21 protein-coding genes are annotated in these 24,647 nt (G+C 63.5%); 17 read left to right on the forward strand and 4 right to left on the reverse strand.

What is annotated here, in order from left to right; all coding sequences use genetic code 11:
* Nucleotides 1–13 precede the first annotated feature (13 nt).
* From leuS to FJ934_RS21560, 3 genes are all read left to right on the forward strand, one after another.
* On the forward strand, nucleotides 14–2,638 hold the full coding sequence (leuS, locus tag FJ934_RS21550; RefSeq protein WP_140612216.1) for a leucine--tRNA ligase: 2,625 nt from the start codon (nucleotides 14–16) through the stop codon (nucleotides 2,636–2,638).
* Nucleotides 2,625–3,203: an LPS assembly lipoprotein LptE gene (lptE, locus tag FJ934_RS21555; RefSeq protein WP_140612218.1), complete on the forward strand. Its 579-nt coding sequence runs from the start codon at nucleotides 2,625–2,627 to the stop codon at nucleotides 3,201–3,203. The genes leuS and lptE overlap by 14 nt, the downstream gene beginning before the upstream one ends.
* A 334-nt stretch (nucleotides 3,204–3,537) precedes the next feature.
* Nucleotides 3,538–6,132 carry a DNA translocase FtsK gene (locus FJ934_RS21560; protein WP_140612220.1) on the forward strand — a complete coding sequence of 865 codons (2,595 nt, stop codon included), beginning with the start codon at nucleotides 3,538–3,540 and terminating at the stop codon, nucleotides 6,130–6,132.
* A 197-nt stretch (nucleotides 6,133–6,329) separates the two neighbouring features.
* Here FJ934_RS21560 and fsa read toward each other — a convergent pair whose 3' ends face one another.
* Nucleotides 6,330–6,986, reverse strand: a complete 657-nt coding sequence (gene fsa / locus FJ934_RS21565) for a fructose-6-phosphate aldolase (RefSeq protein WP_140612222.1) — start codon at nucleotides 6,984–6,986, stop codon at nucleotides 6,330–6,332.
* Between the two features lie 91 nt (nucleotides 6,987–7,077).
* Here fsa and FJ934_RS21570 point away from each other — a divergent pair, with 91 nt between their 5' ends.
* Nucleotides 7,078–9,261 carry a primosomal protein N' gene (locus FJ934_RS21570; protein WP_140612224.1) on the forward strand — a complete coding sequence of 728 codons (2,184 nt, stop codon included), beginning with the start codon at nucleotides 7,078–7,080 and terminating at the stop codon, nucleotides 9,259–9,261.
* A gap of 7 nt (nucleotides 9,262–9,268) precedes the next feature.
* Here the strand turns inward: FJ934_RS21570 and FJ934_RS21575 are convergent, their stop codons facing one another.
* Nucleotides 9,269–9,724, reverse strand: a complete 456-nt coding sequence (locus FJ934_RS21575; protein ID WP_140612226.1) for a type II toxin-antitoxin system VapC family toxin — start codon at nucleotides 9,722–9,724, stop codon at nucleotides 9,269–9,271.
* Nucleotides 9,721–9,963 (reverse strand): type II toxin-antitoxin system Phd/YefM family antitoxin, encoded by a 243-nt coding sequence (locus FJ934_RS21580; protein WP_140612228.1) that lies wholly within the window; start codon nucleotides 9,961–9,963, stop codon nucleotides 9,721–9,723. Before FJ934_RS21580 ends, FJ934_RS21575 begins: the two co-directional genes overlap by 4 nt.
* A 66-nt stretch (nucleotides 9,964–10,029) precedes the next feature.
* Between FJ934_RS21580 and FJ934_RS21585 the strand changes: the two genes are divergently transcribed.
* From FJ934_RS21585 to lepB, 8 genes are all read left to right on the forward strand, one after another.
* Nucleotides 10,030–10,725: an aspartate/glutamate racemase family protein gene (locus FJ934_RS21585; RefSeq protein WP_140612230.1), complete on the forward strand. Its 696-nt coding sequence runs from the start codon at nucleotides 10,030–10,032 to the stop codon at nucleotides 10,723–10,725.
* A 94-nt stretch (nucleotides 10,726–10,819) separates the two neighbouring features.
* Nucleotides 10,820–11,215, forward strand: a complete 396-nt coding sequence (locus FJ934_RS21590) for a DUF4345 family protein (RefSeq protein ID WP_140612232.1) — start codon at nucleotides 10,820–10,822, stop codon at nucleotides 11,213–11,215.
* Between the two features lie 245 nt (nucleotides 11,216–11,460).
* The gene (locus FJ934_RS21595; protein ID WP_140612233.1) at nucleotides 11,461–12,021 is read left to right on the forward strand and encodes a F0F1 ATP synthase subunit delta; all 561 of its coding nucleotides are present in this window, start codon (nucleotides 11,461–11,463) and stop codon (nucleotides 12,019–12,021) included.
* On the forward strand, nucleotides 12,021–13,550 hold the full coding sequence (gene atpA, locus FJ934_RS21600) for a F0F1 ATP synthase subunit alpha (RefSeq protein WP_140612235.1): 1,530 nt from the start codon (nucleotides 12,021–12,023) through the stop codon (nucleotides 13,548–13,550). The genes FJ934_RS21595 and atpA overlap by 1 nt, the downstream gene beginning before the upstream one ends.
* A gap of 46 nt (nucleotides 13,551–13,596) precedes the next feature.
* Entirely contained in the window at nucleotides 13,597–14,484 is an 888-nt protein-coding gene (locus FJ934_RS21605; RefSeq protein WP_140612237.1) for a F0F1 ATP synthase subunit gamma, read from the forward strand.
* 70 nt (nucleotides 14,485–14,554) lie between these two features.
* Nucleotides 14,555–16,132 carry a F0F1 ATP synthase subunit beta gene (gene atpD, locus FJ934_RS21610; RefSeq protein WP_181165711.1) on the forward strand — a complete coding sequence of 526 codons (1,578 nt, stop codon included), beginning with the start codon at nucleotides 14,555–14,557 and terminating at the stop codon, nucleotides 16,130–16,132.
* Nucleotides 16,133–16,242: 110 nt separating this feature from the next.
* Entirely contained in the window at nucleotides 16,243–16,650 is a 408-nt protein-coding gene (locus FJ934_RS21615; protein ID WP_140612239.1) for a F0F1 ATP synthase subunit epsilon, read from the forward strand.
* A 308-nt stretch (nucleotides 16,651–16,958) separates the two neighbouring features.
* The gene (lepB, locus tag FJ934_RS21620) at nucleotides 16,959–17,720 is read left to right on the forward strand and encodes a signal peptidase I (protein WP_246671591.1); all 762 of its coding nucleotides are present in this window, start codon (nucleotides 16,959–16,961) and stop codon (nucleotides 17,718–17,720) included.
* Between the two features lie 33 nt (nucleotides 17,721–17,753).
* Here lepB and FJ934_RS21625 read toward each other — a convergent pair whose 3' ends face one another.
* Nucleotides 17,754–19,274: a mannitol dehydrogenase family protein gene (locus FJ934_RS21625; protein ID WP_140612241.1), complete on the reverse strand. Its 1,521-nt coding sequence runs from the start codon at nucleotides 19,272–19,274 to the stop codon at nucleotides 17,754–17,756.
* A 180-nt stretch (nucleotides 19,275–19,454) separates the two neighbouring features.
* On the opposite strand from FJ934_RS21625, the gene uxaC reads away from it, so the two are divergent.
* From uxaC to FJ934_RS21650, 5 genes are all read left to right on the forward strand, one after another.
* On the forward strand, nucleotides 19,455–20,867 hold the full coding sequence (uxaC, locus tag FJ934_RS21630; protein ID WP_140612243.1) for a glucuronate isomerase: 1,413 nt from the start codon (nucleotides 19,455–19,457) through the stop codon (nucleotides 20,865–20,867).
* Nucleotides 20,868–20,899: 32 nt separating this feature from the next.
* Nucleotides 20,900–21,877, forward strand: a complete 978-nt coding sequence (locus FJ934_RS21635; protein ID WP_140612245.1) for a TRAP transporter substrate-binding protein — start codon at nucleotides 20,900–20,902, stop codon at nucleotides 21,875–21,877.
* Between the two features lie 2 nt (nucleotides 21,878–21,879).
* Nucleotides 21,880–22,464 carry a TRAP transporter small permease gene (locus FJ934_RS21640; protein ID WP_181165712.1) on the forward strand — a complete coding sequence of 195 codons (585 nt, stop codon included), beginning with the start codon at nucleotides 21,880–21,882 and terminating at the stop codon, nucleotides 22,462–22,464.
* 3 nt (nucleotides 22,465–22,467) lie between these two features.
* On the forward strand, nucleotides 22,468–23,748 hold the full coding sequence (locus FJ934_RS21645; protein ID WP_140612247.1) for a TRAP transporter large permease: 1,281 nt from the start codon (nucleotides 22,468–22,470) through the stop codon (nucleotides 23,746–23,748).
* Nucleotides 23,749–23,862: 114 nt separating this feature from the next.
* Nucleotides 23,863–24,636: a FadR/GntR family transcriptional regulator gene (locus FJ934_RS21650; protein WP_140612249.1), complete on the forward strand. Its 774-nt coding sequence runs from the start codon at nucleotides 23,863–23,865 to the stop codon at nucleotides 24,634–24,636.
* Nucleotides 24,637–24,647: the final 11 nt, after the last annotated feature.

The raw sequence follows: 24,647 nt of genomic DNA on the forward strand, positions 1-24,647 counted from the left end.
TGAAAAACGTCCCATGGCAACCGAACGATACAATCCGCGCGCGTCAGAACCCAAATGGCAGAAGGCCTGGGCCGAAAAGAAGCTGTTCGAAGCGCACAATGACGATCCGCGCCCGAAATATTATGTGCTGGAGATGTTCCCCTATCCGTCAGGGCGTATCCATATCGGTCATACCCGCAACTATACGATGGGCGACGTGGTGGCGCGCTACAAGCGGGCCAAGGGTTTCAACGTGCTGCATCCGATGGGCTGGGACGCCTTCGGGATGCCGGCCGAGAACGCGGCGATGCAGAACAAGGTCCACCCAAAGGAATGGACCTACCAGAACATCGCCACCATGCGCGAGCAGCTCAAGGTCATGGGCCTGTCGCTGGACTGGGCGCGCGAGTTCGCCACCTGCGATGTCGACTATTACCACCGCCAGCAGATGCTGTTCCTCGACTTCGTCGAGAAGGGGCTGGTGACGCGCAAATCCTCCAAGGTCAACTGGGACCCGGAGGACATGACCGTGCTCGCCAACGAGCAGGTCATCGACGGGCGCGGCTGGCGTTCGGGCGCGCTGGTCGAGCAGCGCGAGCTGACGCAGTGGTTCTTCAAGATCACCGACTACGCACAGGATCTGCTGGATTCGCTCGACGGCCTCGACGAATGGCCCGAAAAAGTGAAGCTGATGCAGCAGAACTGGATCGGCCGTTCGGAAGGCCTGCTGATCCGCTGGCCGCTGGCCTCGGACGCTGCGGGCGAGCATGAGCTGGAAGTCTACACGACAAGGCCCGACACCATCTTCGGCGCCTCCTTCATGGCGATCGCCGCCGATCATCCGCTGGCCAGGAAGGCCGCCGAGACCAATCCGGCGCTGGCCAAGTTCATCGAGGAAGTGCGCCATATGGGCACTTCGGTGGCGGCGCTGGAGACGGCCGAGAAGAAGGGCTTCGACACCGGCATCCGCGTCGTTCATCCGTTCGACGACAGTTGGACGCTGCCCGTCTATGTCGCCAATTTCGTGCTGATGGAATATGGCACCGGCGCCATTTTCGGCTGCCCCGCGCATGATCAGCGCGATCTCGACTTCGCCAACAAATACGGGCTGCCGGTGGTGCCGGTGGTAATGCCTGACGGCGAGAACCCGTCCGCGTTCCAGGTTATCGATGTTGCCTATGTCGATGACGGCGCGATGATCAATTCACGCTTCCTCGATGGGATGAAGCCGAGCCAGGCCTTCGATGAGGTGGCGAAGCTCTTGGAGCATAAGACGATCGGCAACCGGCCGATGGCCGAGCGCAAGGTGAATTTCCGCCTGCGCGACTGGGGCATTTCGCGCCAGCGCTACTGGGGCTGCCCGATCCCGATGATCCATTGCGAGCATTGCGGCGTGGTGCCGGTGCCGAAGGCCGACCTGCCGGTCAAGCTGCCCGACGATGTCGATTTCGACCGGCCGGGCAATCCGCTCGACCGGCATCCGACATGGCGGCATGTGAAGTGCCCGCAATGCGGTGGGGATGCACGCCGCGAGACCGACACGATGGACACCTTCGTCGATTCATCCTGGTATTTCGCCCGTTTCACCGCGCCCTGGGCGCATGAGCCGACCGACCCCAGGGCGGCCAATGAATGGCTGCCGGTCGATCAATATATTGGCGGCATCGAGCACGCGATCCTGCATCTGCTCTATTCGCGCTTCTTCACGCGTGCCATGCGCGAGACCGGCCATGTCGACCTGGCCGAGCCGTTCAAGGGCCTGTTCACGCAAGGCATGGTGGTGCACGAAACCTATCGTGTCGGCACGGCATCGAATGGCCGCTGGCTGGCGCCGACCGAGGTGTGGCTGGAGGATGTCGACGGCAAACGCCGCGCCGTCGACATCGCCACCGGCGAGGCGGTGACCATCGGCCCGCTCGAAAAAATGTCGAAGTCGAAGAAGAACACGGTGAGCCCGGAAGACATCACCGACGGCTACGGCGCCGACACGGCGCGCTGGTTCATGCTGTCCGATTCGCCGCCCGAGCGCGATGTCGAGTGGACCGACGACGGCGCGGCCGGCGCGCATCGCTTCATGCAGCGCATCTGGCGCCTGGTGTCGACGGCGGCCGAGACGCTGGCAGGGGTCAAGCCTACCGCGGCTGCCGCCGGCGAGGCGGGAGCGGTCTCCAAGGCCACGCACAAGATCCTGAAGGCGGTCGGCGAGGACATCGAGAAGCTCGCCTTCAATCGTGCCATCGCCCGCATCTATGAGCTGGCCAATGCGCTGACCGCGCCGCTCAACGACGCGGCGGACGGCAAGGCCGATCCGTCGCTCAAGAGCGCCTGCCGCGAGGCCGTGGAGATCCTGGTGCATCTGATCGCGCCCGTCATGCCGCATCTGGCCGAGGAGTGCTGGGAGACGCTCGGCGGCACCGAACTGGTTGCCGAACGGCCGTGGCCGGTCTTCGATCCGGCGCTGGTCGTCGACAATGAAGTGACCTATCCGGTGCAGGTCAACGGCAAGAAGCGGGGGGATTTGACAATTGCCCGCGACGCGGACCAAGGTGCGGTCGAAAAAGCGGTATTGGCTCTCGACTTCGTGCAGAAAGCACTTGAGGGTAAGGCTCCGCGCAAGGTGATCATCGTGCCGCAGAGGATCGTCAATGTCGTTGCCTGATCGGGAGAAGACAGAGCTGAGCCGCTTGCTGCGCCGCGTCGCGCTGGCCGGTCTTGTCGGTTCGCTCGCGCTGGTTTCGGCCTGCACTGTGCGGCCGCTCTATTCCAGCGCGCCGCTGTCGACTGGCTCGACCGCCAATGCTGAAATGGCGTCGATCGCCATCAAGCCGGTCAGGACGCGTTATGCCCAGCAGGTGCGCAACAATCTGATCTTCGGATTCGGGCGCGGCGCCGGCGAACCGGCCTCGCCGCTTTATTCGCTCGATCTCGGCGTGACCGAAGCCGTCGAATCCTCGGCTCTCGTGCAGGTCGGAACCGATGAGGACGAGCCGACCGCCGGTTCGGTGACGCTCACCGCCGGCTATACGCTGACCGATGCGAGAACCGGCGCCGTGATCGCTGTCGGCAAGCGGGCGATTACCTCGTCCTTCGACAAGCCGCGCCAGGAATTTGCCTCCTACCGGGCGCAGATCGATGCCGAGAATCGCGCCGCGCGCGAACTGGCCGAAGCCCTGCAATTGTCGATCGCCCAGGATCTGGCCAGGCACGGCAAGGCAGCTGGCTAGAGCTCTCTGTCTTTACGCAATTCCGGACGGAAAGCCGTTACGCACTTTTCCTGGAATTGCTCTGGCGCCAGTCTTCGTTTTCGGAAAAATACCGTCTCAATCCTGGTGCTCGGACCGCTCGCGACGGCCAAGAGCCGAACCCTTCCGTTCACCTTTTTTTGCCGGCGCGTATGTGCGAGTGGGTGATCGTGGATGGCGATCATTCGCTCGAATCCGGATCGTTCGACATCGTCGCGAAAGATACGTTTCGGACGCTCCAACGGCGCTGACGGGAAGCAACTGTTAACCACTCGCTCCCTATTGCTCAGCAGACGTTTCAGAGTGAGTCTTGAGCATGGAATCCAAGCGTTTTCCTCGGGTCAATTTATCGAAGTCCGCTTCGCCCGATGATCCCGAGGGTGAGCGTTTCAACGGCATGAGCGACAAGGGGAACGGCCAGCGTTCCGGCGCGGCCAGGGTCGGTTCTCCGCCGCCGCCTGTTGATCTCGGCGGCAACGAAAGCCCGGCATGGCAGGAGTATTTCTTCCTGGCCCCCAATGTGCGCTTTACGCGCACGCCGGACTATGAGGCCAGTCCACGCCATCCGCGGCTCGACCAGGCTGCCACCGTGCAAAACGAACGGCTGGGGCAACCGGCGCCGCCAACCATGGCGCGATCCGCCTCGGCGCTCCAGGCAGCCTCATCCTTGTCATCGCCGATGAAAAACCGGAGCCCCGCTCCAGACGCTGCCCGGGCGCCCGCCGGCAACAGAGCCTTGATCCATGAAAGGCAGCCTGCCCCGCCCGTGGCATCCGTTTCACCAGGGCGTGCCGGCGATAGGGCGCGGGTTGTCGCACCGACGGGTCCGAGGACGGCCGCAATGGCACGTGCATCCGCACCAGCAGCTTCTGCTCCGGGAACGACGGCGGCATCGGTCAAGACAACAGGGCGCGCGACTGTCCGCTGGCCCTATCTGTCGGATCACGTCTTCTTCGAGCTCATGGCGCCTTACATGATCGAAGGCCCGGTGCCGGCGCCGCAGGCCGTCCCGGCTTCGCGCCCGCTAGCGCCGGCTGTCGCCGGCCGGGTGGGCATTCGCCGCGCGCCGACGGCCGATCCCACCGCCTTATTCCGCGTCATCGAATGCCTGCCGGGCCTGCAAGCTCCACCCGCCTTGCCGGATGTCCGTCCGGCCAATTCGAACGAAGCCGCGGTTCAGCCGGTGGCGAACAGCGCCCCGCAGGAGGTTCAAGCGGCGGGTGCAATTCCGGTCGCTGCCAGCAGGGCCGTTCCGGCGCAGGTCGGGCAAGGGGCGGAGGAGGCCGTCTCGGCTCCAGCCATGCGCGGCTCTTCGCCGCTGCCCATGGTCGGCAAGATTGTGCCGGCCACCACTGGCGAAGCATACGAACTTCCCTCGGAAGAGCTGCTGCAGCAGCCACCGGAAGGGCAGGGCTTCTACATGTCGCAGGAGCGGCTCGAGCAGAATGCCGATCTTCTGGAAAGCGTGCTCGAGGATTTCGGCGTGCGCGGCGAGATCATCCATGTCCGCCCCGGTCCGGTCGTCACCCTCTACGAGTTCGAGCCAGCGCCGGGCGTCAAATCCTCCCGCGTCATCGGTCTCGCCGATGATATCGCCCGTTCCATGTCGGCTGTTTCGGCGCGCGTCGCCGTCGTGCCCGGCCGCAACGTCATCGGCATCGAGCTTCCGAACGAGACGCGCGAAACCGTCTATTTCCGCGAGCTGATAGGATCGCAGGGCTTCCGCAAGACCAGCTGCAAGCTGGCGCTATGCCTGGGCAAGACCATCGGCGGCGAGCCGGTCATCGCCGAGCTGGCAAAGATGCCGCATTTGCTGGTCGCCGGCACCACCGGCTCGGGCAAATCGGTCGCCATCAACACCATGATCCTGTCACTGCTCTACCGGCTGAAGCCGGAAGAATGCCGGTTGATCATGGTCGATCCCAAGATGCTGGAGCTCTCCGTCTATGACGGCATCCCGCATCTTCTGACGCCCGTCGTCACCGATCCCAAGAAGGCCGTCACCGCGCTCAAATGGGCGGTGCGCGAGATGGAGGACCGCTATCGCAAGATGGCGCGGCTCGGCGTGCGCAACATCGATGGCTACAATGAGCGCGCCGCCGCTGCCCGCGACAAGGGCGAGACGGTCGTCATGACGATCCAGACGGGTTTCGAGAAGGGCACCGGAGAGCCGCTTTTCGAGCAGCAGGAAATCGACCTCGCACCGATGCCCTATATCGTCGTCATCGTCGACGAGATGGCCGACCTCATGATGGTCGCCGGCAAGGAGATCGAAGGCGCCATCCAGCGCCTGGCGCAGATGGCGCGTGCGGCCGGTATTCACCTGATCATGGCGACGCAGCGCCCGTCCGTCGATGTCATCACCGGCACCATCAAGGCCAACTTCCCGACCCGCATTTCCTTCCAGGTGACATCCAAGATCGACAGCCGCACGATCCTGGGCGAGCAGGGCGCCGAGCAGCTGCTCGGCCAGGGCGACATGCTGCACATGATGGGCGGTGGGCGTATTTCGCGCGTGCATGGCCCCTTTGTTTCCGACGCGGAAGTCGAACATGTCGTGACGCATCTGAAGGCGCAGGGCCGCCCCGAATATCTGGAAACCGTGACAGCCGACGAGGATGAAGAGGAAGACGAAGTCGACCAGGGAGCGGTCGTCGACAAGGGATCCGTTGCCGCCGAGGACGGCGATTCCAGCTATGACGAGGCGGTCAAGGTGGTGTTGCGCGACAAGAAGTGCTCGACGTCCTACATCCAGCGTCGGCTTGGCATCGGTTACAACCGCGCCGCTTCCTTGGTCGAGCGCATGGAGAAGGAAGGATTGGTCGGCGCGCCCAATCATGTCGGCAAGCGCGAGATCATCATGGGGCGGCGTCCGCCGGTGGCCGCGCCTGACGATGACGGCGCGGAGTGATCGGCAGGCTCGCCTTGATCCGCGGTTCATGAAAAAGGCCGGTTGCCCGGCCTTTTTCATGAAATCGAATGGCTTTGGAGCAGTTCACCGTTTCCCGGAAACGGGTAGCCGCTCTCACTCTTTGTTTTGACGCAATTTCCAAGGGAAAGCGCTATGCGCTTTTCCCGGGAAAACCGTTTCACACTTTCTGGAATTGCTCAGCCGATCTTCTGGCCGGTCTTGGCCCAGTCGGCGAGGAAGGCGGCGAGGCCCTTGTCGGTCAGCGGATGGTTGACCAGCGCCTTCAGCGTCGCCGGCGGAGCGGTGATGACGTCGGCGCCGATGAGCGCGGCCTGCTTGACGTGGTTCACCGTGCGCACCGATGCGGTCAGGATCTCGGTCTGGAAATCGTAATTGTCGTAGATCTGCCGGATCTCCTGGATCAGTTCCATGCCGTCCGAGCCGGTGTCATCGATGCGGCCGACGAAGGGCGAGATGAACGAGGCGCCGGCCTTGGCGGCGAGCAGTGCCTGATTGGCCGAGAAGCACAGCGTGACGTTGACCATGCGGTTCATCTCGGTGCGGATCGTCTTGCAGGCCTTAAGGCCGTCGAGCGTCAACGGCACCTTGATGGCGATATTGGGTGCGATCTTGGCCAGGACCTCGGCCTCGGCCATCATGTCCTTGTACACGGTCGCCACGACCTCGGCTGAAACCGGACCTTCGACGATGTCGCAGATCTGCTTGGTGACTTCGACGATCTTGCCACCCGATTTCAGGATCAGCGAGGGGTTGGTGGTGACGCCATCAAGCAGCCCCAGATCGTTCAGCTCACGGATTTCCTTGATGTCGGCTGTGTCGGCAAAAAATTTCATGGCGGGTCTCCTGACGATTTCGTCGTGCTTGGGAAGGCACGTTCAGCGTTGCTCTTTGATCTAGACCAAAGTCGGGGCAAGGTCACGCCTCATGAGTGAAGATTCGCCCTTTGTCGCGGCCGCACCGGTGCTGGTGCCGATGCCGGCCGAACGCCCCTACACCTATGCCGTACCGGCCGGCATGCGTGTCGTGCCGGGCTCGATCGTGCGCGTGCCGCTTGGGCCGCGCCAGGTCGCCGGCATCGTCTGGGACGGTGCGGTCGAGAAGGTCGATGCGAAAAAGCTGCGCCCGATCGAACAGGTCTTCGACTGCCCGCCGATCGACCGTGCCATGCGCCGTTTCGTCGACTGGGTGGCGCAATACACGCTGTCGGCGCCCGGCATGGTGGCGCGCATGCTGCTCAGGGCGCCGGAGGCTTTCGATCCCGAACCCTGGATCGAGGGGCTGCAGCGAACCACGGCCGTTCCCGACCGGATGACGGATGCGCGGTCGCGCGTGCTGGAGACGGCGGAGGGCGGCCTTGCCTGGACGCGTTCCGGCCTCGCCCATGCCGCCGGCGTGTCCTCGACGGTGATCGAGGGGCTCAAGGCGCAAGGCGTGTTCGAGACGGTGATGATCCCGCCGCGCCCGGTCGTGGCCGCGCCTGATCCGAACTATGCCGTGCCGGAGCTGATGCCGGACCAGAATGATGCCGCCTCGATGCTGCGCACCAATGTCGCGGCCGGTGCTTTCAATGTGGCGCTGCTCGACGGCGTCACCGGTTCGGGCAAGACGGAGGTTTATTTCGAGGCGGTGGCGGCGGCCCTCGACCAGGGCAAACAGGTGCTGATCCTGCTGCCGGAAATCGCGCTGACCCACGCGTTTCTGGAGCGCTTCCAGCGCCGCTTCGGCGCCAAGCCGGCCGAATGGCATTCGGACCTGCCCCCCAGGATGCGCGAAAAAGTCTGGCGGCAGGTGGCGGAAGGCCGCGTGCGCGTCGTTGCCGGCGCGCGCTCGGCGCTGTTCCTGCCGTTCAAGGAGCTTGGCCTGATCGTCGTCGACGAGGAGCACGACCCCGCCTACAAGCAGGAAGACCGCGTCTTCTACAATGCGCGCGACATGGCCGTCGTGCGCGGCCATATTGGCGGCTTTCCCGTGGTGCTGGCATCGGCGACGCCGTCGGTCGAAAGCCGGGTCAATGCCAGCCAAGGCCGGTACGCCAGGGCCGTCCTTTCCGCCCGCTTCGCCGAGGCGGCACTTCCCGATCTCAAATCGGTCGACATGCGGCGCGCGCCGCCGGCGCGTGGCGGCTTCCTGTCGCCGGTGCTGATCGACCATATGCGCCGGACGCTGGAGAAGAAGGAACAGTCGCTGCTGTTCCTCAACCGGCGCGGCTATGCGCCGCTGACGCTGTGCCGGGTCTGCGGCCACCGCTTCGGCTGTCCGGTCTGCTCGGCCTGGCTGGTCGAGCATCGCTTTCGCGGCCAGCTGGTCTGCCACCATTGCGGGCATAATGAGCGCCGCCCCGAGGCATGTCCTGAATGCGGCACGCTCGATCATCTTGTCGCCTGCGGGCCGGGCGTCGAGCGCATCGCCGAGGAGGTCGTCACGCATTTCCCCGACGCGCGCACCGTCGTCCTGTCGTCGGATCTGATGGGCGGCGTGCGGCGGCTGCGGTTGGAACTGGAGGCGATCGCCGATGGCGAAGCCGATATCGTCATCGGCACGCAACTGGTTGCCAAGGGGCACAACTTCCCCAACATGACGTTGGTCGGCGTCGTCGATGCGGATCTCGGTCTCGCCAATGGCGATCCGCGCGCCGCCGAGCGCACCTTCCAGCTGCTCAGCCAGGTAACCGGCCGTGCCGGCCGCACCGGCAAGAAGAGCCTCGGCCTGCTGCAGACCTTCCAGCCCGATCATCCTGTGATGCGGGCGATCGTGTCCGGCGATGCGGAAGCCTTTTACGAGCGCGAGATCGCCGAGCGCGAGCGGGCGGCCTTGCCACCCTTCGGACGGCTCGCCGGCGTCATCGTCAGCGCGGTGACGCGGGCGGAAGCTGAGGGTCACGCCCGTGGCCTGCGCCGCGCGGCGCCTGAAGCGTCGGACCTGTTCGTGCTCGGGCCGGCCGAAGCGCCGTTGTCCCTGCTCGGCGGCCGCCATCGCTTCCGCCTGCTGATCCAGGGCGAACGCCGCGCCGACATGCAGGGGTTCATCCGGACGATGCTGGCCAATGGACCGAAACAGCGCGGCTCGGTCCGGGTGCAGGTCGATATCGATCCGCAGAGCTTTTTGTGAGAATGGATCAGTCGGGGCCTGGCGGATCTTGCAGTATATTCCAGCACCCAACATCAAGCGCTTCAAAGTGCCTGACGTTTGCCGTAAGCACGGTAAGCTCATTGGCTGCCGCCGTAGCAGCGATCAGTATGTCCGCCAAGCCCGGGTTCTTGCCTTTCGCAGAGACCGCTTCCTCCATTCGGCCCGCTCTTCGCGCTATGTCGGCATTGATCCCCAGAATTTGAACCGCGAATTCTTCGATGGTGTCGTTGACCCAGGCAGCGAGGTTCTCCGCGCGCTTTGATGCCCCGGCACGATCGAGCTTGCGTATGCCTTTCTCGATTTCGGTGATAGCAATAACCGGTATGAAGAGCGTTTGCTGTTCACCTTGCGATACGATCCAATTGGCGACGTCTTTCGCAAGTGGCAGCCGGCCAGGCGCGAACGCCGATAAGATGGACGTGTCGAGAAGATAGCCGCTCAAAGATCGATATCCCGCGACGGGGACTCATTCCTTTCCAACTCGATCCCTCCTGGGTAGGTCAGAAGAAACTCCCCGAAATTTCGACGCTTGGCTGGATAAAGCTTTTGCAAGTCCTTGACCGAAACGACAGCCGCTGCTGGCTTACCGTGCTTTGTGATAATGGTGGGCTCGCCGCTCTCCGCGGCCTCGACGAGCGCCGAGAACCCTGCCTTGGCTTCCCGAACCTGCATTGTTTTCACGGTAAATCTCCTTGTGGTCTCTTGTGGTCATAATATAGGAATTGCACGGTAAAGGAACAGCCCGTCATGAAAACCCTTGGCCTGCTCGGCGGCATGAGCTGGGAATCGACCGCCATATATTACCGCCAGCTCAACGAGATCGTGCGCGAGCGCCTTGGCGGGCTGCATTCGGCGAGATTGCTGCTCTGGTCGTTCGATTTCGCCGAGATCGCGGAGCGGCAGCACCATGGCGATTGGGATGGCGCCGGCGTGCTCCTTGTCGAAGCGGCGCGCAAGCTGGAGGCGGGCGGCGCCGAGGGCCTGCTTCTGTGCACCAACACCATGCACAAACTGGCAGACCAGGTGCAGGCGTCGGTATCGATCCCGCTGATCCACATCGCCGATGCCACCGCGGTCGCGATCAAGCGCGCCGGCTTGCAGCGGCCGGCATTGCTGGCGACACGCTTCACCATGGAGAAGGATTTCTACAAGCGCCGGCTCATCGACAAATATGGCTTGCAGCCGGTGGTGCCCGACGCGGCCGGTCGCGACATGGTGCATCGTGTCATCTATGACGAGCTCTGCCAGGGCATCGTCACCGACGTTTCGAAGGCGGCCTATATCGCCGAGGTCGAGCGTCTGCGTCGGGAAAAGGCCGTCGACAGCCTCATCATGGGCTGCACCGAGATCACCATGCTGATTGGCCAGCGGGATTTCGACATTCCTGTCTTCGACACGACGCGCATCCATGCCGAGGCGGCAGTGCAATTCGCGCTCGGTTGATGCGCTTGGCCTAAAGTGCTTGGAGCCATCTGGCGCGGCGCTTTACCTCAGCTAGAATGCCAAAAATTTCAAAGCAGGCGTTTCGAGGGACAAGATGGATTTTGCGTTTCCATGGCCGACGAGCCAGGGCGAGTGGCTGGCCTGGTCGAGCGCCGTCGTCACAGTGCTGCTGGGCTTGCTGTTTTTCCTGGCGCCGGGCGTTGCCTTCCGCATCCTGCGCCTGCAGGCGAGGCCGGAGAAGGCAGCGGCAATCGCCGAGGGGCGCGGCAGGATGTCGGGCTTTTATCTCGGCGTCGGCCTGTGCTGCGTCCTGCTCGCGCAGCCATTGGTTTACATGGCACTCGGCTTCTCCTGGCTGTTCACCGCCTTTGGCCGGCTGCTGTCGATGATGTCGGATGGCGCCAACACACCTTTCAATTGGGTTTCCATTGTGGTGGAATTGGCCCTGGCGGCATTGCCGCTCGCCTTTGCCTTCGGCTTTGTGCCCTGAATCCAGGGGTATCGCGGTGTCAAAGGTGCCGATCTTTCGCCGGATGCGACAATAGTGCCTGAAAACCATGCGGAACGACGCATTGCGGTCTTAAAATGCCTGTGCTAGACGGCAATCGACTTTCGACCGGGGATAGCGGAAGCCGCGCCTCCGTGCTTGAAAAAATGCAGTAAGGTCAAAGATTTAGCCAGAGTTTTTGCTCGCGCCAACAATCTGCGGCCTGTCAGACAAGAGAAAGACGGTCCGTGGCTCAATTGTCATCGCCAATCTCAGATGTCGCAGAACGCTATGCCGGTTCGCTGTTCGAACTCGCATCGCAGGCAAATTCCGTCGCCAAGGTCGAAGCCGACCTCAACAGTTTCGAGGCGATGCTCGCCGGCAGTGCCGACCTCACCCGGCTGATCAACAGCCCGGTGTTTTCCAGTGAAGAACAGGCCAAGGCCATCGCGGCGATCGCCGACAAGGCGGAGATTACCGGGCTGACCGGCAATTTCCTGCGCGTCGTCGCCAAGAACCGCCGCCTGTTCGCGGTGCCGGGCATGATCAAGGCGTTCCGCCAGATCGCCGCCGAGCATCGTGGCGAGGCCGCCACCGAGGTGACGTCGGCTCACGAGCTGAACGCTGCCCAGGAAACCGAACTCAAGGCGGCGTTGAAAAGCGTTGCCGGCAAGGACGTGGCCATCTCCGTCACTGTCGATCCGTCGCTGCTCGGCGGGCTGGTGGTCAAGATGGGCTCGCGCCAGATCGATACGTCGCTCAAAACCAAACTCAATTCGCTCAAGCTTGCACTGAAAGAGGTCGGCTGATGGACATCCGCGCCGCGGAAATTTCCGCAATTCTGAAAGACCAGATCAAGAATTTCGGCAAGGAGGCCGAGGTCTCCGAAGTTGGACAGGTGCTGTCCGTCGGTGACGGTATCGCCCGCGTCTACGGCCTCGACAATGTCCAGGCCGGCGAGATGGTCGAATTCCCCGGCGGCATCCGCGGCATGGCGCTCAACCTCGAAGCCGACAATGTCGGCGTCGTCATCTTCGGCGCTGACCGCGACATCAAGGAAGGCGACACCGTCAAGCGCACCGGCGCCATTGTCGACGCGCCTGTCGGCCCCGGCCTGCTCGGCCGCGTCGTTGACGCGCTTGGCAACCCGATCGACGGCAAGGGCCCGATCAAGGCGACCGAGCGCAGGCGTGTCGACGTCAAGGCGCCCGGCATCATCCCGCGCAAGTCGGTGAACGAGCCGATGTCGACCGGCCTCAAGGCCATCGACGCGCTGATCCCGGTCGGTCGCGGCCAGCGCGAGCTGGTCATCGGCGACCGCCAGACCGGCAAGACCGCGATCATCCTCGACACGATGCTCAACCAGAAGTCGGTGCACGACAACGGCCCCGATAAGGAAAAGCTCTACTGCGTCTACGTCGCCGTCGGCCAGAAGCGCTCGACCGTCGCGCAGTTCGTCAAGGTGCTGGAAGAGCGCGGCGCGCTTGAATATTCGATCATCGTCGCCGCCACCGCTTCCGATCCGGCGCCGATGCAGTTCCTGGCGCCGTTCACGGCCTGCACCATGGGCGAATTTTTCCGCGACAACGGCATGCATGCGCTGATCAGCTATGACGATCTGTCGAAGCAGGCCGTCGCCTACCGCCAGATGTCGCTGCTGCTGCGCCGCCCGCCGGGCCGCGAAGCCTATCCGGGCGACGTCTTCTACCTGCACTCGCGCCTGCTCGAGCGCGCCGCCAAGCTCAATGACGATCTCGGCGGTGGCTCGCTGACGGCCCTGCCGGTCATCGAGACGCAGGCCAACGACGTGTCGGCCTACATCCCGACCAACGTGATCTCGATCACCGACGGCCAGATCTTCCTCGAAACCAACCTGTTCTTCCAGGGCATCCGTCCGGCCGTCAACGTCGGCCTGTCGGTGTCGCGCGTCGGCTCCTCGGCGCAGATCAAGGCGATGAAGCAGGTCGCCGGCTCGATCAAGGGCGAGCTCGCGCAGTACCGCGAAATGGCGGCCTTCGCGCAGTTCGGCTCGGATCTCGACGCCGCCACGCAGCGCCTGCTCAACCGCGGATCGCGCCTGACCGAGCTCCTGAAGCAGCCGCAGTTCTCGCCGCTGAAGACGGAAGAACAGGTCGCGGTGATCTTCGCTGGCGTCAACGGCTATCTCGACAAGCTGCCGGTCAACCAGGTCGGCAAGTTCGAGCATGGCCTGCTCAGCCACATGCGCTCGGCCGGCAAGGACGTTCTCGACGCCATCCGCAACGAAAAGGCGCTGTCGGACGATCTGCGCGCCAAGCTCAAGGCCGAAATCGACGCTTTCGCCAAGACCTTCGCCTGAGCGAAGCGCCAATCCGGATGAGACAAGACGGGATCAGGTTTGAAGCATGCCTTCATTAAAAGACCTTCGTAACCGTATCGCCTCGGTCAAGGCGACGCAGAAGATCACCAAGGCGATGCAGATGGTCGCCGCGGCGAAGCTGCGCCGCGCGCAAGAGGCCGCGGAAGCGGCGCGCCCCTATTCGGAGCGCATGGGTTCCGTGCTGGCCAACATCACCCAGGCGGTCGGCGGCGGTGGCGATGCTCCGGCGCTGATGACCGGCACCGGCAAGGATGATGTGCATCTGCTCATCGTCTGCACGGCCGAGCGCGGCCTTTGCGGCGGCTTCAATTCGCAGATCGCCCGTCATGCCCGCGACCACATCCGCCGGCTGCTGGCCGACGGCAAGCAGGTCAAGATCATCTGCGTCGGCAAGAAGGGTTTCGACATACTGCGCCGCGACTATGCGTCGATGATTCTCGAGCGTGTCGATCTGCGCGAGGTCAAGACGCTCGGCTTCGTCAATGCCGACGCGATAGCCCGCAAGGTCATCAATCTCTTCAACGAGGGCGCCTTCGACGTCTGCACCCTGTTCTACTCGCAGTTCAAGTCGGTGATCAGCCAGGTTCCGACCGCGCAGCAGATCATTCCGGCCGCCGCCGTATCTTCGGCGCAGGCCGAGGCGACGGATGGCGCCAGTGCCGTCTATGAATATGAGCCGGAGCCGGGCGAAATCCTGTCCGACCTCATCCCGCGCAACATCGCGGTGCAGATCTTCCGCGCGCTGCTCGAAAACGCGGCCGGCGAAATGGGCGCCAAGATGAGCGCCATGGACAATGCGACGCGCAACGCCGGCGAGATGATCAACAAACTGTCGATCACCTACAACCGCCAGCGGCAGGCGCAGATCACCAAGGAACTGATTGAAATCATTTCGGGCGCCGAGGCGCTCTAGGCGCGGTTCGCGGGTCATCGGCCCGCGATTGGACCGCGTGAAAAACAAAGGACGAAAAAGGGTAAAGACGATGGCGAAAGCAGCGACCCCCAAGACGGCGGCCCCGAAGGCCGCGGTTCCCGCCAAGGCGGCAAAGGTTCCGGCAGCAGCGAAGGCGGCTCCTGCCGGCACGGCGGCAGCACCGGCCATGGCAGGGACGGCCGGGACTTCGGCAGTGGCGACCAAGGCCACGGGCGTAGTCGGCAAGGTCCGCCAGGTCATCGGCGCCGTCGTCGACGTTCAGTTCGGCGAGCATCTGCCGCCGATCCTGAACGCGCTGGAGACGACCAATGTCGGCAACCGGCTCGTGCTCGAAGTTGCCCAGCATCTTGGCGAGAACACCGTGCGCTGCATCGCCATGGACTCCACCGAAGGCCTGGTGCGCGGCCAGGAAGTGCGTGACACCGGCGGCCCGATCGCGGTTCCGGTCGGCCCCGGCATGCTCGGCCGCATCATCAACGTCATCGGCGAGCCGGTCGACGAAGCCGGCCCGGTCGACGCGGTCGAACTGCGTTCGATCCATCAGCCGGCTCCGGCCTATATCGACCAGTCGACGGAAGCGCAGATCCTGATCACCGGCATCAAGGTGCTCGACCTGCTCGCGCCTTACGCCAAGGGCGGCAAGATCGGCCTGTTCGGCGGCGCCGGCGTCGGCAAGACCGTGCTGATCCAGGAACTGATCAACAACATCGCCAAGGCCCATGGCGGCTATTCGGTGTTCGCCGGCGTCGGCGAGCGCACCCGCGAAGGCAACGACCTCTATCACGAGTTCATCGAGTCCGGCGTCAACAAGAAGGGCGGCGGCGAAGGCTCCAAGGCCGCACTGGTGTACGGCCAGATGAACGAGCCGCCGGGCGCGCGCGCCCGCGTCGGCCTGACCGGCCTGACGGTTGCCGAGTATTTCCGCGACCAGGGCCAGGACGTGCTGTTCTTCGTCGACAACATCTTCCGCTTCACGCAGGCGGGTTCGGAAGTGTCCGCGCTTCTGGGCCGTATCCCGTCGGCCGTGGGCTATCAGCCGACGCTCGCCACCGACATGGGCGCGCTGCAGGAACGCATCACCACCACCACCAAGGGCTCGATCACATCAGTGCAGGCGATCTACGTGCCGGCCGACGACTTGACCGATCCGGCGCCGGCGACCTCGTTCGCGCACCTTGACGCGACGACGACGCTCAACCGCGCCATCGCCGAAAAGGGCATCTACCCGGCGGTCGATCCGCTCGACTCGACCTCGCGCATGCTCGATCCGCTGGTCGTCGGCGACGAGCACTATGGCGTTGCCCGCCAGGTGCAGTCGATCCTCCAGCGCTACAAGTCGCTGCAGGACATCATCGCCATCCTGGGCATGGACGAGCTTTCCGAAGAGGACAAGCAGACGGTGGCGCGCGCCCGCAAGATCGAGCGCTTCCTGTCGCAGCCCTTCTTCGTCGCCGAAGTGTTCACCGGCGCGCCGGGCAAGCTGGTCGATCTCGCCGACACCATCAAGGGCTTCAAGGGTCTCTGCAACGGCGACTACGACCATCTTCCGGAAGCCGCCTTCTACATGGTCGGTGGCATCGAGGAAGCGGTCGAGAAGGCACAGCGCCTGGCGGCTGAAGCGGCGTAATCAAAGCAATAGGGAGTAGTCGGTAGTCGATAGTGAATAGCAGCTGGGCTAGGGGGGCAGTTGCCCTCTTCCCTACTTCCTACTCACCAGTCCCTACTCACTAAATTGACATGGCTGAAGCTTTCAAGTTCGAACTGGTCTCACCGGAGCGCCTGCTGGTTTCCGCCGAGGTCGAGTCGGTCGTCATTCCGGGCGCCGAGGGCGAGATGACCGTGATGGCGCATCACGCGCCGGTCATGACCACGATCAAGCCGGGTGTCGTCACGGTGAAGGCCACGTCCGGCGGCGAAGAGCGGTATGTCGTGTTCGGCGGCTTCGCCGACATCGTCCCGGCCGGCTGCACGCTGCTGGCGGAATCGGCGGTCGCGGTGAAGGATGTCGACCGCGCCGATCTCGCGCGCCGCATCCAGGAAGCCAAGGAAGATGCCGTGGACGCCAAGGACGACCAGGCGCGCAGCAAGGCGGAACAGTTCCTTAGCCAGCTCACCACGCTGGAAGGCGCCATTCTGCCGGCCTGAGGCGACTTTCGACAGGATTGAAGGAAAGCGGGGCTTGCCCCGCTTTTTTGTTTGATGGACAGTTCGGCTGCCTTGGCAAGGGGGGATAGCCGATGACGGAGAAAGCACCGCAGCGACAGACAGTTTCGCGATCCAGATGGTCGACCGCTCTGGTGTCGGCCTTTGGCGGTCCGTTCGGTGGATTTCTCTGGATCGGCGCCGGCCGACCAGCGGTCATAAGCCTGGTGATTGTCAGCGCGATTAGTTTCGCTGTTATCTACTTGGGATTTCCGGTGCTGCCGGGCGCCGATCTTACGTGGCTCGGCAACCTGTCGGGTATCGGCGCGATGGTCTTGTGGGTAGCGCTTGTTGTGCCGTTCGCGCACCGCTTCAAACCAACCAAGTGGTATTCGCACGGGCTTTCTGTCCTGTTGTTGGTTTGTTTGACGTCGTTCGCGGCGGCGATGGTAATCCGATCGTTCCTATTCCAGCCCTTTTCGATCCCTTCCGGCAGCATGACGCCAACCCTGCAGGGTGGCGATTATCTGTTCGTCTCGAAATTCGCGTACGGCTATAGCCGGTACAGCGTCCCGTTCGGGTTATTGCCGATCGAGGGCCGCATGTTCGGCGCGGAGCCCAAGCGAGGCGATGTCGTGGTCTTCAAATTTCCACCGGACCCGGAAGTCGACTACATCCAGAGGATCGTCGGTCTTCCCGGCGAAAAGATCCAGATGGTCAATGGCGTGCTTCACATCAATGACGTCACGGTCGGCCTCGAGGACGCCGGCACTTTCCCGTATGAGGATGCCGCGCAGCCAGTCAAGCTTCAGCGGGAGACCTTGCCGGGAGGGGTCAGCCATCTTGTTCTCGACCTGGGGAACTCAATCGGGGACGATACGCGTCCCTTCACCGTGCCTGAAGGCCACTATTTCGTGCTTGGCGATAACCGGGACAATGCCTCCGACAGCCGGTTCAGCGTCGGCTTCGTTCCCTATGAGAACCTGGTTGGCAGGGCGGTGCGACTATACTGGAATTCCAAGGGCGCCGACTATTCGTCCAGGCAGATTGTAAACGGGTCCGCGGGCAAATAGGCGCAAGCGCGCCGCATGTTGGAGAATTCGAGCTTAGTCTGCGTCAATGCTCCGTCTTGCGCCGTCTATGCCCAGCGCGGCGAAGGCCAGAGTCGTGCCGTCCCGTCGCAGGTGGACCAGATGCACGGCCACGAGCTCAATCAAAGTCTGGCGTTCGGCGTGAATCTCGGCGAATCCGGCGAGGTCGAAGACCGCTGTCACGGTTTCATTGGCCGGCAGTTGCTGGTTCAAAAGCGCCGTCAGGGCTGCGTCAAGCGGATCGGTGAAATGGCCTTCCGGCAAGGTCTTGCCGCGCGCCGCGCAAGCTGCAATCCAGGCGGCCACCACCAGCGTAAGGTGGATGAATTCGGTGCCGGCTTCCAGGCACTCCAAGGCTGATGCAATAATGCGCTGCGGCAGCTTCTGGCTGCCGTCATTGGCGATCTGCGCCGTGCGGTGGGCGAGTGCGGTGTTGGAGAAGCGCTCGGCGAGTTCCGCCGTATAGGCGGATGTGTCGAGCCCGGCGTCCGCCGGCAATGTCGGGATGGCCTCGGCCCACAGCGCATCGACAAAGCTTCTTATCGCCGGATCGGCAAAGGCGCGGTCGACGGTGGCGTGACCACTGAGCAGGCCGAGATAGGCGATGGCCGAATGCGCACCGTTGAGCAGCCTCAGCTTCATGTCCTCGAAGGGCCTGACATCATCGACCATGGTGACGCCGAATTTTTCCCAGGCAGGGCGGCCCGCCGGAAACTTGTCTTCGACCACCCATTGGCGGAAGGGCTCGGTCATCACGGGCCAGGTATCCTCGACACCGAGTTCGCCTGATATCCTTGCCCGGTCGGCATTGGTGGTCGCCGGCACGATGCGGTCGACCATGCTCGACGGAAACGCGACCTGGTCGGCGATGTGGCTGAAGAGGCCGGCATCGCCGGCTGAGCCGAGCGCGGCTTCGCGCAACATTGCGAATTCGGTCAGCAGCCGGTGCAGCGTGGCGCCGTTGGCCGGCAGGTTGTCGCAGCAGAGCACGGTGAAGGGCGGTGTGCCTGCAGCCAGCCTGCGGGTGAGCGCTTCGGCCAGAAAACCATGCGCGGTTTTGGGCGTTTGTGGGTTGGCGAGATCGTGGACGATGTCGGGATGCGCCGCGTCCAGTCCGCCGCCGGCCGCCCGCAGATAGGCCTTCTCGGTGATGGTCAGCGTCACGATGCGGGTGCGCGGATCGGTCAGCGCCGCCAGCACCGAGGTAGCGTTTTCCGGGGCCACCAGCATCGAACCGATGGAGCCGATGACATGCAGTTTCTCGCCGCCGCTGTCGCGCACCGCCAAGGTGTACAACCCGTCTTGCGGCGCCAGCGCGTCGCGCGTATCGGCGCTGCGTAGCGAAACACCCGTTATACCCCAGCCCGTCTCGCCGGCCGCCAGGCATTCGTCGATATAGGCGGCCTGGTGGGCGCGGTGAAACGCGCCGACGCCGAGATGCACGATGCCCGGTTCAACCGTGCTGCGATCATAGCGGGGGGCGGCGACCTCGGCGGGCAATGCGTGAGCCGTGCGGTTGGAAAGGCGATCCGTCATCGGTCGGGGTGCTCGTCTGCTGGAAAACGGCTTGGTGATCTTCGGGCGCGTCGTAAGCGGCGTAACACCGGCGGCGCTTACCGACAATGCTCAGCTTGGCCCAAAAGTCATCATACAACAATCCAATTTTTGTATGTTGACATTATTTCCGGCCAACCCTACCGATAGAGGACCGGGAGGATGGCCGTGGCACTGACCAATGCGGATTTGCTGTTTCCGGCCGAGGCCCATCCGCGTTCGATCGCCCGGGGCCTTTATGCCGGGATCAAGGACCTGCCGATCGTCAGCCCGCACGGCCACACCGATCCGCGCTGGTATGCGCTCAACGAGCCATTCCCGGATCCGGCGCAATTGCTCATCGTGCCCGACCATTACATTTTCCGCATGCTGTTCAGCCAGGGCGTGCGGCTGGAGGATCTCGGCGTGCCGACCGTGGACGGCGCGCCGGTCGAGACCGACGGCAGGACGATCTGGCGGCGCTTCGCCGAGCACTATCATCTGTTCCGGGGCACGCCGACGCGGCTGTGGTTCGACCATGTGCTGGAGCATCTGTTCGGTATCGACGAGCCGCTGAGTGCCGCGACGGCCGACCGTCACTACGACATGATCGCGACCCTGCTTCAGTGGGAGAATTTCCGCCCCCGCGCCCTGTTCGAGCGCTTCAACATCGAGGTCATCGCGACGACCGAAGGTGCGCTGGACGATCTCAAATGGCACAGGATGATCCGCGACAGTGGCTGGGATGGCCGCGTCGTCACCGCCTACCGGCCGGACGCGGTTGTCGATCCCGATTTCGAAGGATTCCCGGCCAATCTCGATCGGCTCGGCGAAATCACCGGCCGCGACACCGGCACATGGGCCGGCTATCTCGACGCGCATCGCCAGCGCCGCGCCTTCTTCAAGGAGTTTGGCGCAACCTCGTCCGATCACGGCCATCCGACCGCCGAGACGGCCAACCTTTCCGATGCGGCGGCGCAAGAGCTGTTCAACCGCATCCGCGGCGGCTCGGATGACGAACGCGAGCGGAAACTGTTCCGCGCCCAGATGCTGACCGAGATGGCCAAGATGAGCCGGGACGACGGGCTGGTGCTGCAAATCCACCCCGGCTCTTGGCGCAACCATTCGCCTGGCATCTTCCACAAGTTCGGCCGCGACAAGGGCTTCGATATCCCGACGCGGACCGATTATGTGACGGCGCTGAAACCACTGCTCGATTGCGTCGGGCTGGAACGCGACCTGACCGTCATCGTCTTCACGCTGGACGAAAGCAGCTATGCGCGCGAACTGGCGCCGCTTGCCGGCGTCTATCCGGCACTGAAGCTCGGGCCAGCCTGGTGGTTCCATGACAGTCCGGAAGGTATGCGCCGTTTCCGCGAGATGACGACGGAAACAGCGGGCTTCTACAACACCGTCGGTTTCAACGACGACACCCGTGCCTTTCCCTCGATCCCGGCTCGTCATGACGTGGCCCGGCGGGTCGACTGTGCGTTCCTCGCGCGCCTCGTCGCCGCGCACCGGCTGCGCGAGGACGAGGCGCATGAACTGGCCAGAGAGCTTGCCTACACGCTTGCCAAGAAGGCGTACCGGCTGTGAGCCGGGCGTTTTGATTTCAAAGGGAGGAAGTCATGTTGTTTTTATCGAAAGTGACGGCGGCCACATTCGCCTTCGGCTCGCTGCTGATCGGCATTGCCAACGCTGAAACCGTACTGCGATCGTCGGATACCCATCCGGACGGCTATCCGACGGTCGAGGCGGTGAAATACATGGGTGACCTGATCAAACAGCGCAGCAATGGCCGCTATTCGATCGAGGTCTATCATTCCGCGCAGCTTGGCGAGGAAAAGGACACGATCGAACAGACCCAGGCCGGCGTCATCGATCTCGACCGCGTCTCGATGGGTCCATTCAACGGCATCGTACCGGAAACCGCGGTGCCGTCGCTGCCCTACATGTTCCGCTCGGTCGAGCATATGCGCCATGTCATGGACGGTCCGATCGGCGATCAGATCCTGAAGGCCTTCGAGGCGCATGACCTCATCGGCCTGGCCTTCTACGATTCGGGCGCGCGTTCCTTCTACAACACCAAGAAGGACATCACCTCGATGGTCGACATGCAGGGCATGAAGTTCCGCGTCATCCAGTCGGACGTGTTCGTCGACATGGTCAATGCGCTCGGCGCCAATGCCACGCCAATGGCCTATGGCGAGGTGTATTCGGCACTGCAGACAGGCGTTATCGACGGTGCCGAGAACAACTGGCCGAGCTTCGAATCCGCCAAGCATTACGAAGTTGCCAAGCACTATACGATGGACGAACACCAGATCGTCCCGGAAGTGCTGGTGATGTCCAAGGCCAGCTGGGGCAAGCTGTCGCCGGAAGACCAGGCGATCGTGCGGCAAGCAGCCAAGGACAGCGTCGTCAAGATGCGCGAACTCTGGGACGCGCAGGAGAAGAAGTCGCGCGGCATAGTCGAGGCCGCCGGCGTGAAGGTTAGCGACATCGACAAGCAGCCGCTGATCGATGCGATGAAGCCTGTCTACGACAAGTATTTGTCGACGCCCGAGCTGAAAGACCTGGCCGCTCGGATACAGGCCGAGAAATGACGATGACGGGCAGCACGCCGGGCAGCGCGGAGACCCCCGCGCTGCCTTCCGGCCGGTCGGGCCAGACTGGGTTCTGGCTGCGGGCGGAGCGCCTTCTTTCCGGGCTTGCCCGGCTGGCCCTATGGGTCAGCGGAGCGGGATTGACGCTGATGACGATTATCATCTTCTGGCAGGTGTTCTCGCGCTACGTGCTCAACCGGTCGCCAAGCTGGACCGAATCCTTCTCGGTGCTTTTGATGGGATGGTTCATCTTCCTGGGCGCCGCGGTCGGTGTGCGCGAACGCACGCATCTTGGTTTCGATGTGCTGCTCTATGTGTTGCCCGCCTCGGCGAAGGCGGTGCTGCGCAGTATTTCCGACCTTGTCGTTCTGGCCTTCGGCGCCGGCATGATCATCTACGGCATACAACTGGCAAGGCTGACCTGGAATACCGTGATGCCCTCGCTCGCCCTGCCGGGCGGGGTCAGCTTCCTGCCGGTTATTCTGGGCGGTGCGCTGGTTTGCCTGTTTTCGCTGGAGCGCCTGGCCGGGCGTTTTGCCGGATTGCCGGTCGACGCCGACATTTATGCGACCGGCGAGGAGCCCTGAACCATGGCGCTGATCGTCCTGTTCGGAACCTTTGTGTTCCTGCTCGTTATCGGCACGCCGATCGCCTTCTGCCTCGGCGTTGCCAGCTTCGCGACGATCCTCATACTGGGCCTGCCGCCGGTGGTGGTGTTCCAGCGGCTCAATTCCGGGGTCAGCGTGTTCTCGCTGATGGCCATTCCCTTCTTCATCTTCGCCGGCGATCTGATGGTGCGCGGCGGGATCGCGGCGCGCCTGGTGGCGCTGGCCGGATCGCTGGTCGGCCATCTGCGCGGCGGCCTGGGCCAGGTGAACATCGCCGCCTCGACCATGTTCGGCGGCATTTCCGGATCGGCGGTGGCGGACGCCTCGGCGGTCGGCGGGCTGATGATCCCGCAGATGAAGGCGTGCGGCTACGGCGTCGACTATGCCGTCAACATCACCTCGGTCGGCGCCATCATCGCCTTGCTGATCCCGCCGTCGCACAACATGATCATCTATTCGATCTCGGCTGGCGGCCGCATCTCGATCGCCGACCTGTTCACGGCGGGCGTCATACCAGGCCTGCTCTTGGCGCTTTCGCTGATGATCACGGCCTATTGGGTCGCCAGCCGGCGCGGCTATCCCACCGAGCCCTTCGCCGGCTTCGGTCGCGCGATGCAACTTCTTGTCGCCGCTATTCCTGGCCTCGTGCTGATCGGCATCATCTTCGGCGGCGTCAGGTCGGGCGTCTTCACGGCGACGGAAAGCTCGTGCATCGCCATCGTCTACGCCTTCCTGGTGACGCTTGTCATCTACCGTTCGATGAGCTGGGGCGACTTCGTCGCCGCGACCACGGCGGCGGTGCGCACGACGGCGATGGTGCTGATGATCATCGGCTGCGCCGCCGCCTTTGGCTGGCTGCTCGCCTATCTCAGGGTTCCCGCCGCGCTGGTCGCCTTTCTACAGTCGGTATCCGACAACAAGCTGGTCATCCTGCTGTTGATCAACATCGTCCTGCTCATCCTCGGCACATTCATGGACATGTCGCCGCTGATCATCATCACCACGCCGATCTTCCTGCCCGTGGTCATGGCCTATGGCGTCGATCCCGTGCATTTCGGCGTCATCCTGATCCTCAATCTCGGCATCGGCCTGTGCACGCCGCCGGTGGGCGCCGTGCTCTTCGTCAGCTGCGCCATCGGCCGCATTCCGATCTGGACGGCGATGCGCTCGATCTGGCCGTTCTATGGCGCGGCCTTCGCCGTGTTGATGCTTGTCACCTACATACCGGAAATCTCATTGTGGCTGCCGAGCCTGTTCCACTAGAGCGGGCCAGCGACGGATAGAATCGCTGGCCCGCTCCAACTTTTTGTCTTTACGCAATTCCGGACGGAAGACGGCTACGCACTTTTCCTGGAATTGCTTTAGGAGGTTCACCACGTGTCCGAAACAGTTGCCGACCTCCGGGTCGAGAGAAAACCCAAACTCTCGGAGACCGTCGTGGCGGCGATCCGCAAGCAGTTGCAGGCGGGCGAGATCCTACCCGGCCACAAACTGCCGACCGAAGGCCAGCTGACCGAAACCTTCGGCGTCAGCCGCACCGTCATCCGCGAGGCCTTGGCCAAGCTTGCCGCCGACGGCCTGGTCGAGCCTCGCCAGGGGGCGGGCGTCTTCGTCATCGAGCACATCTCGACGATGTTCGGCGCGCTGGCCGCCGACATGGGCACCAAGGATTCCATCGCGCTCAACGTGTTGGAGGTACGCCTGGCGATCGAGATCGAATCCGCCGGGCTCGCCGCCATCCGCCGCAATGCCGCGCAGGAAGCGGCGATCCAGGAAGCCTTCTTCGAGTTCGAACGGCTGCTGCTCAACAGCGAGCCGACCGGGCCGGCCGATCTCGCCTTCCACCGCGCCATCGCCAGCGCCACCAACAATCCGTTCTATGTCGAAATGCTCGACGTGCTCGGCCGGCGCGCCATACCGTGCGACGTGACCTCGCCCTGGTCGACGGAACTGGTGCAATCCGACAGCTACCAACGCGGGCTGCAGGGGGAGCATCTGGTGATCCTCAACGCGATCACGTCCGGCGATGCAGAAGCCGCGCGCGAGGCGATGCGCGCGCACCTCACCGCCAGCCAGCAGCGCTACCGCGAACGCCTCCACGCCAGGCAGGTCTTCTATACCAGTTCGGTCAAGGCGGCCGCCGGCGAGTGATTATTGGAAGT

Source organism: Mesorhizobium sp. B2-4-12 (genome assembly GCF_006441575.1).
Classification (GTDB): domain Bacteria; phylum Pseudomonadota; class Alphaproteobacteria; order Rhizobiales; family Rhizobiaceae; genus Mesorhizobium.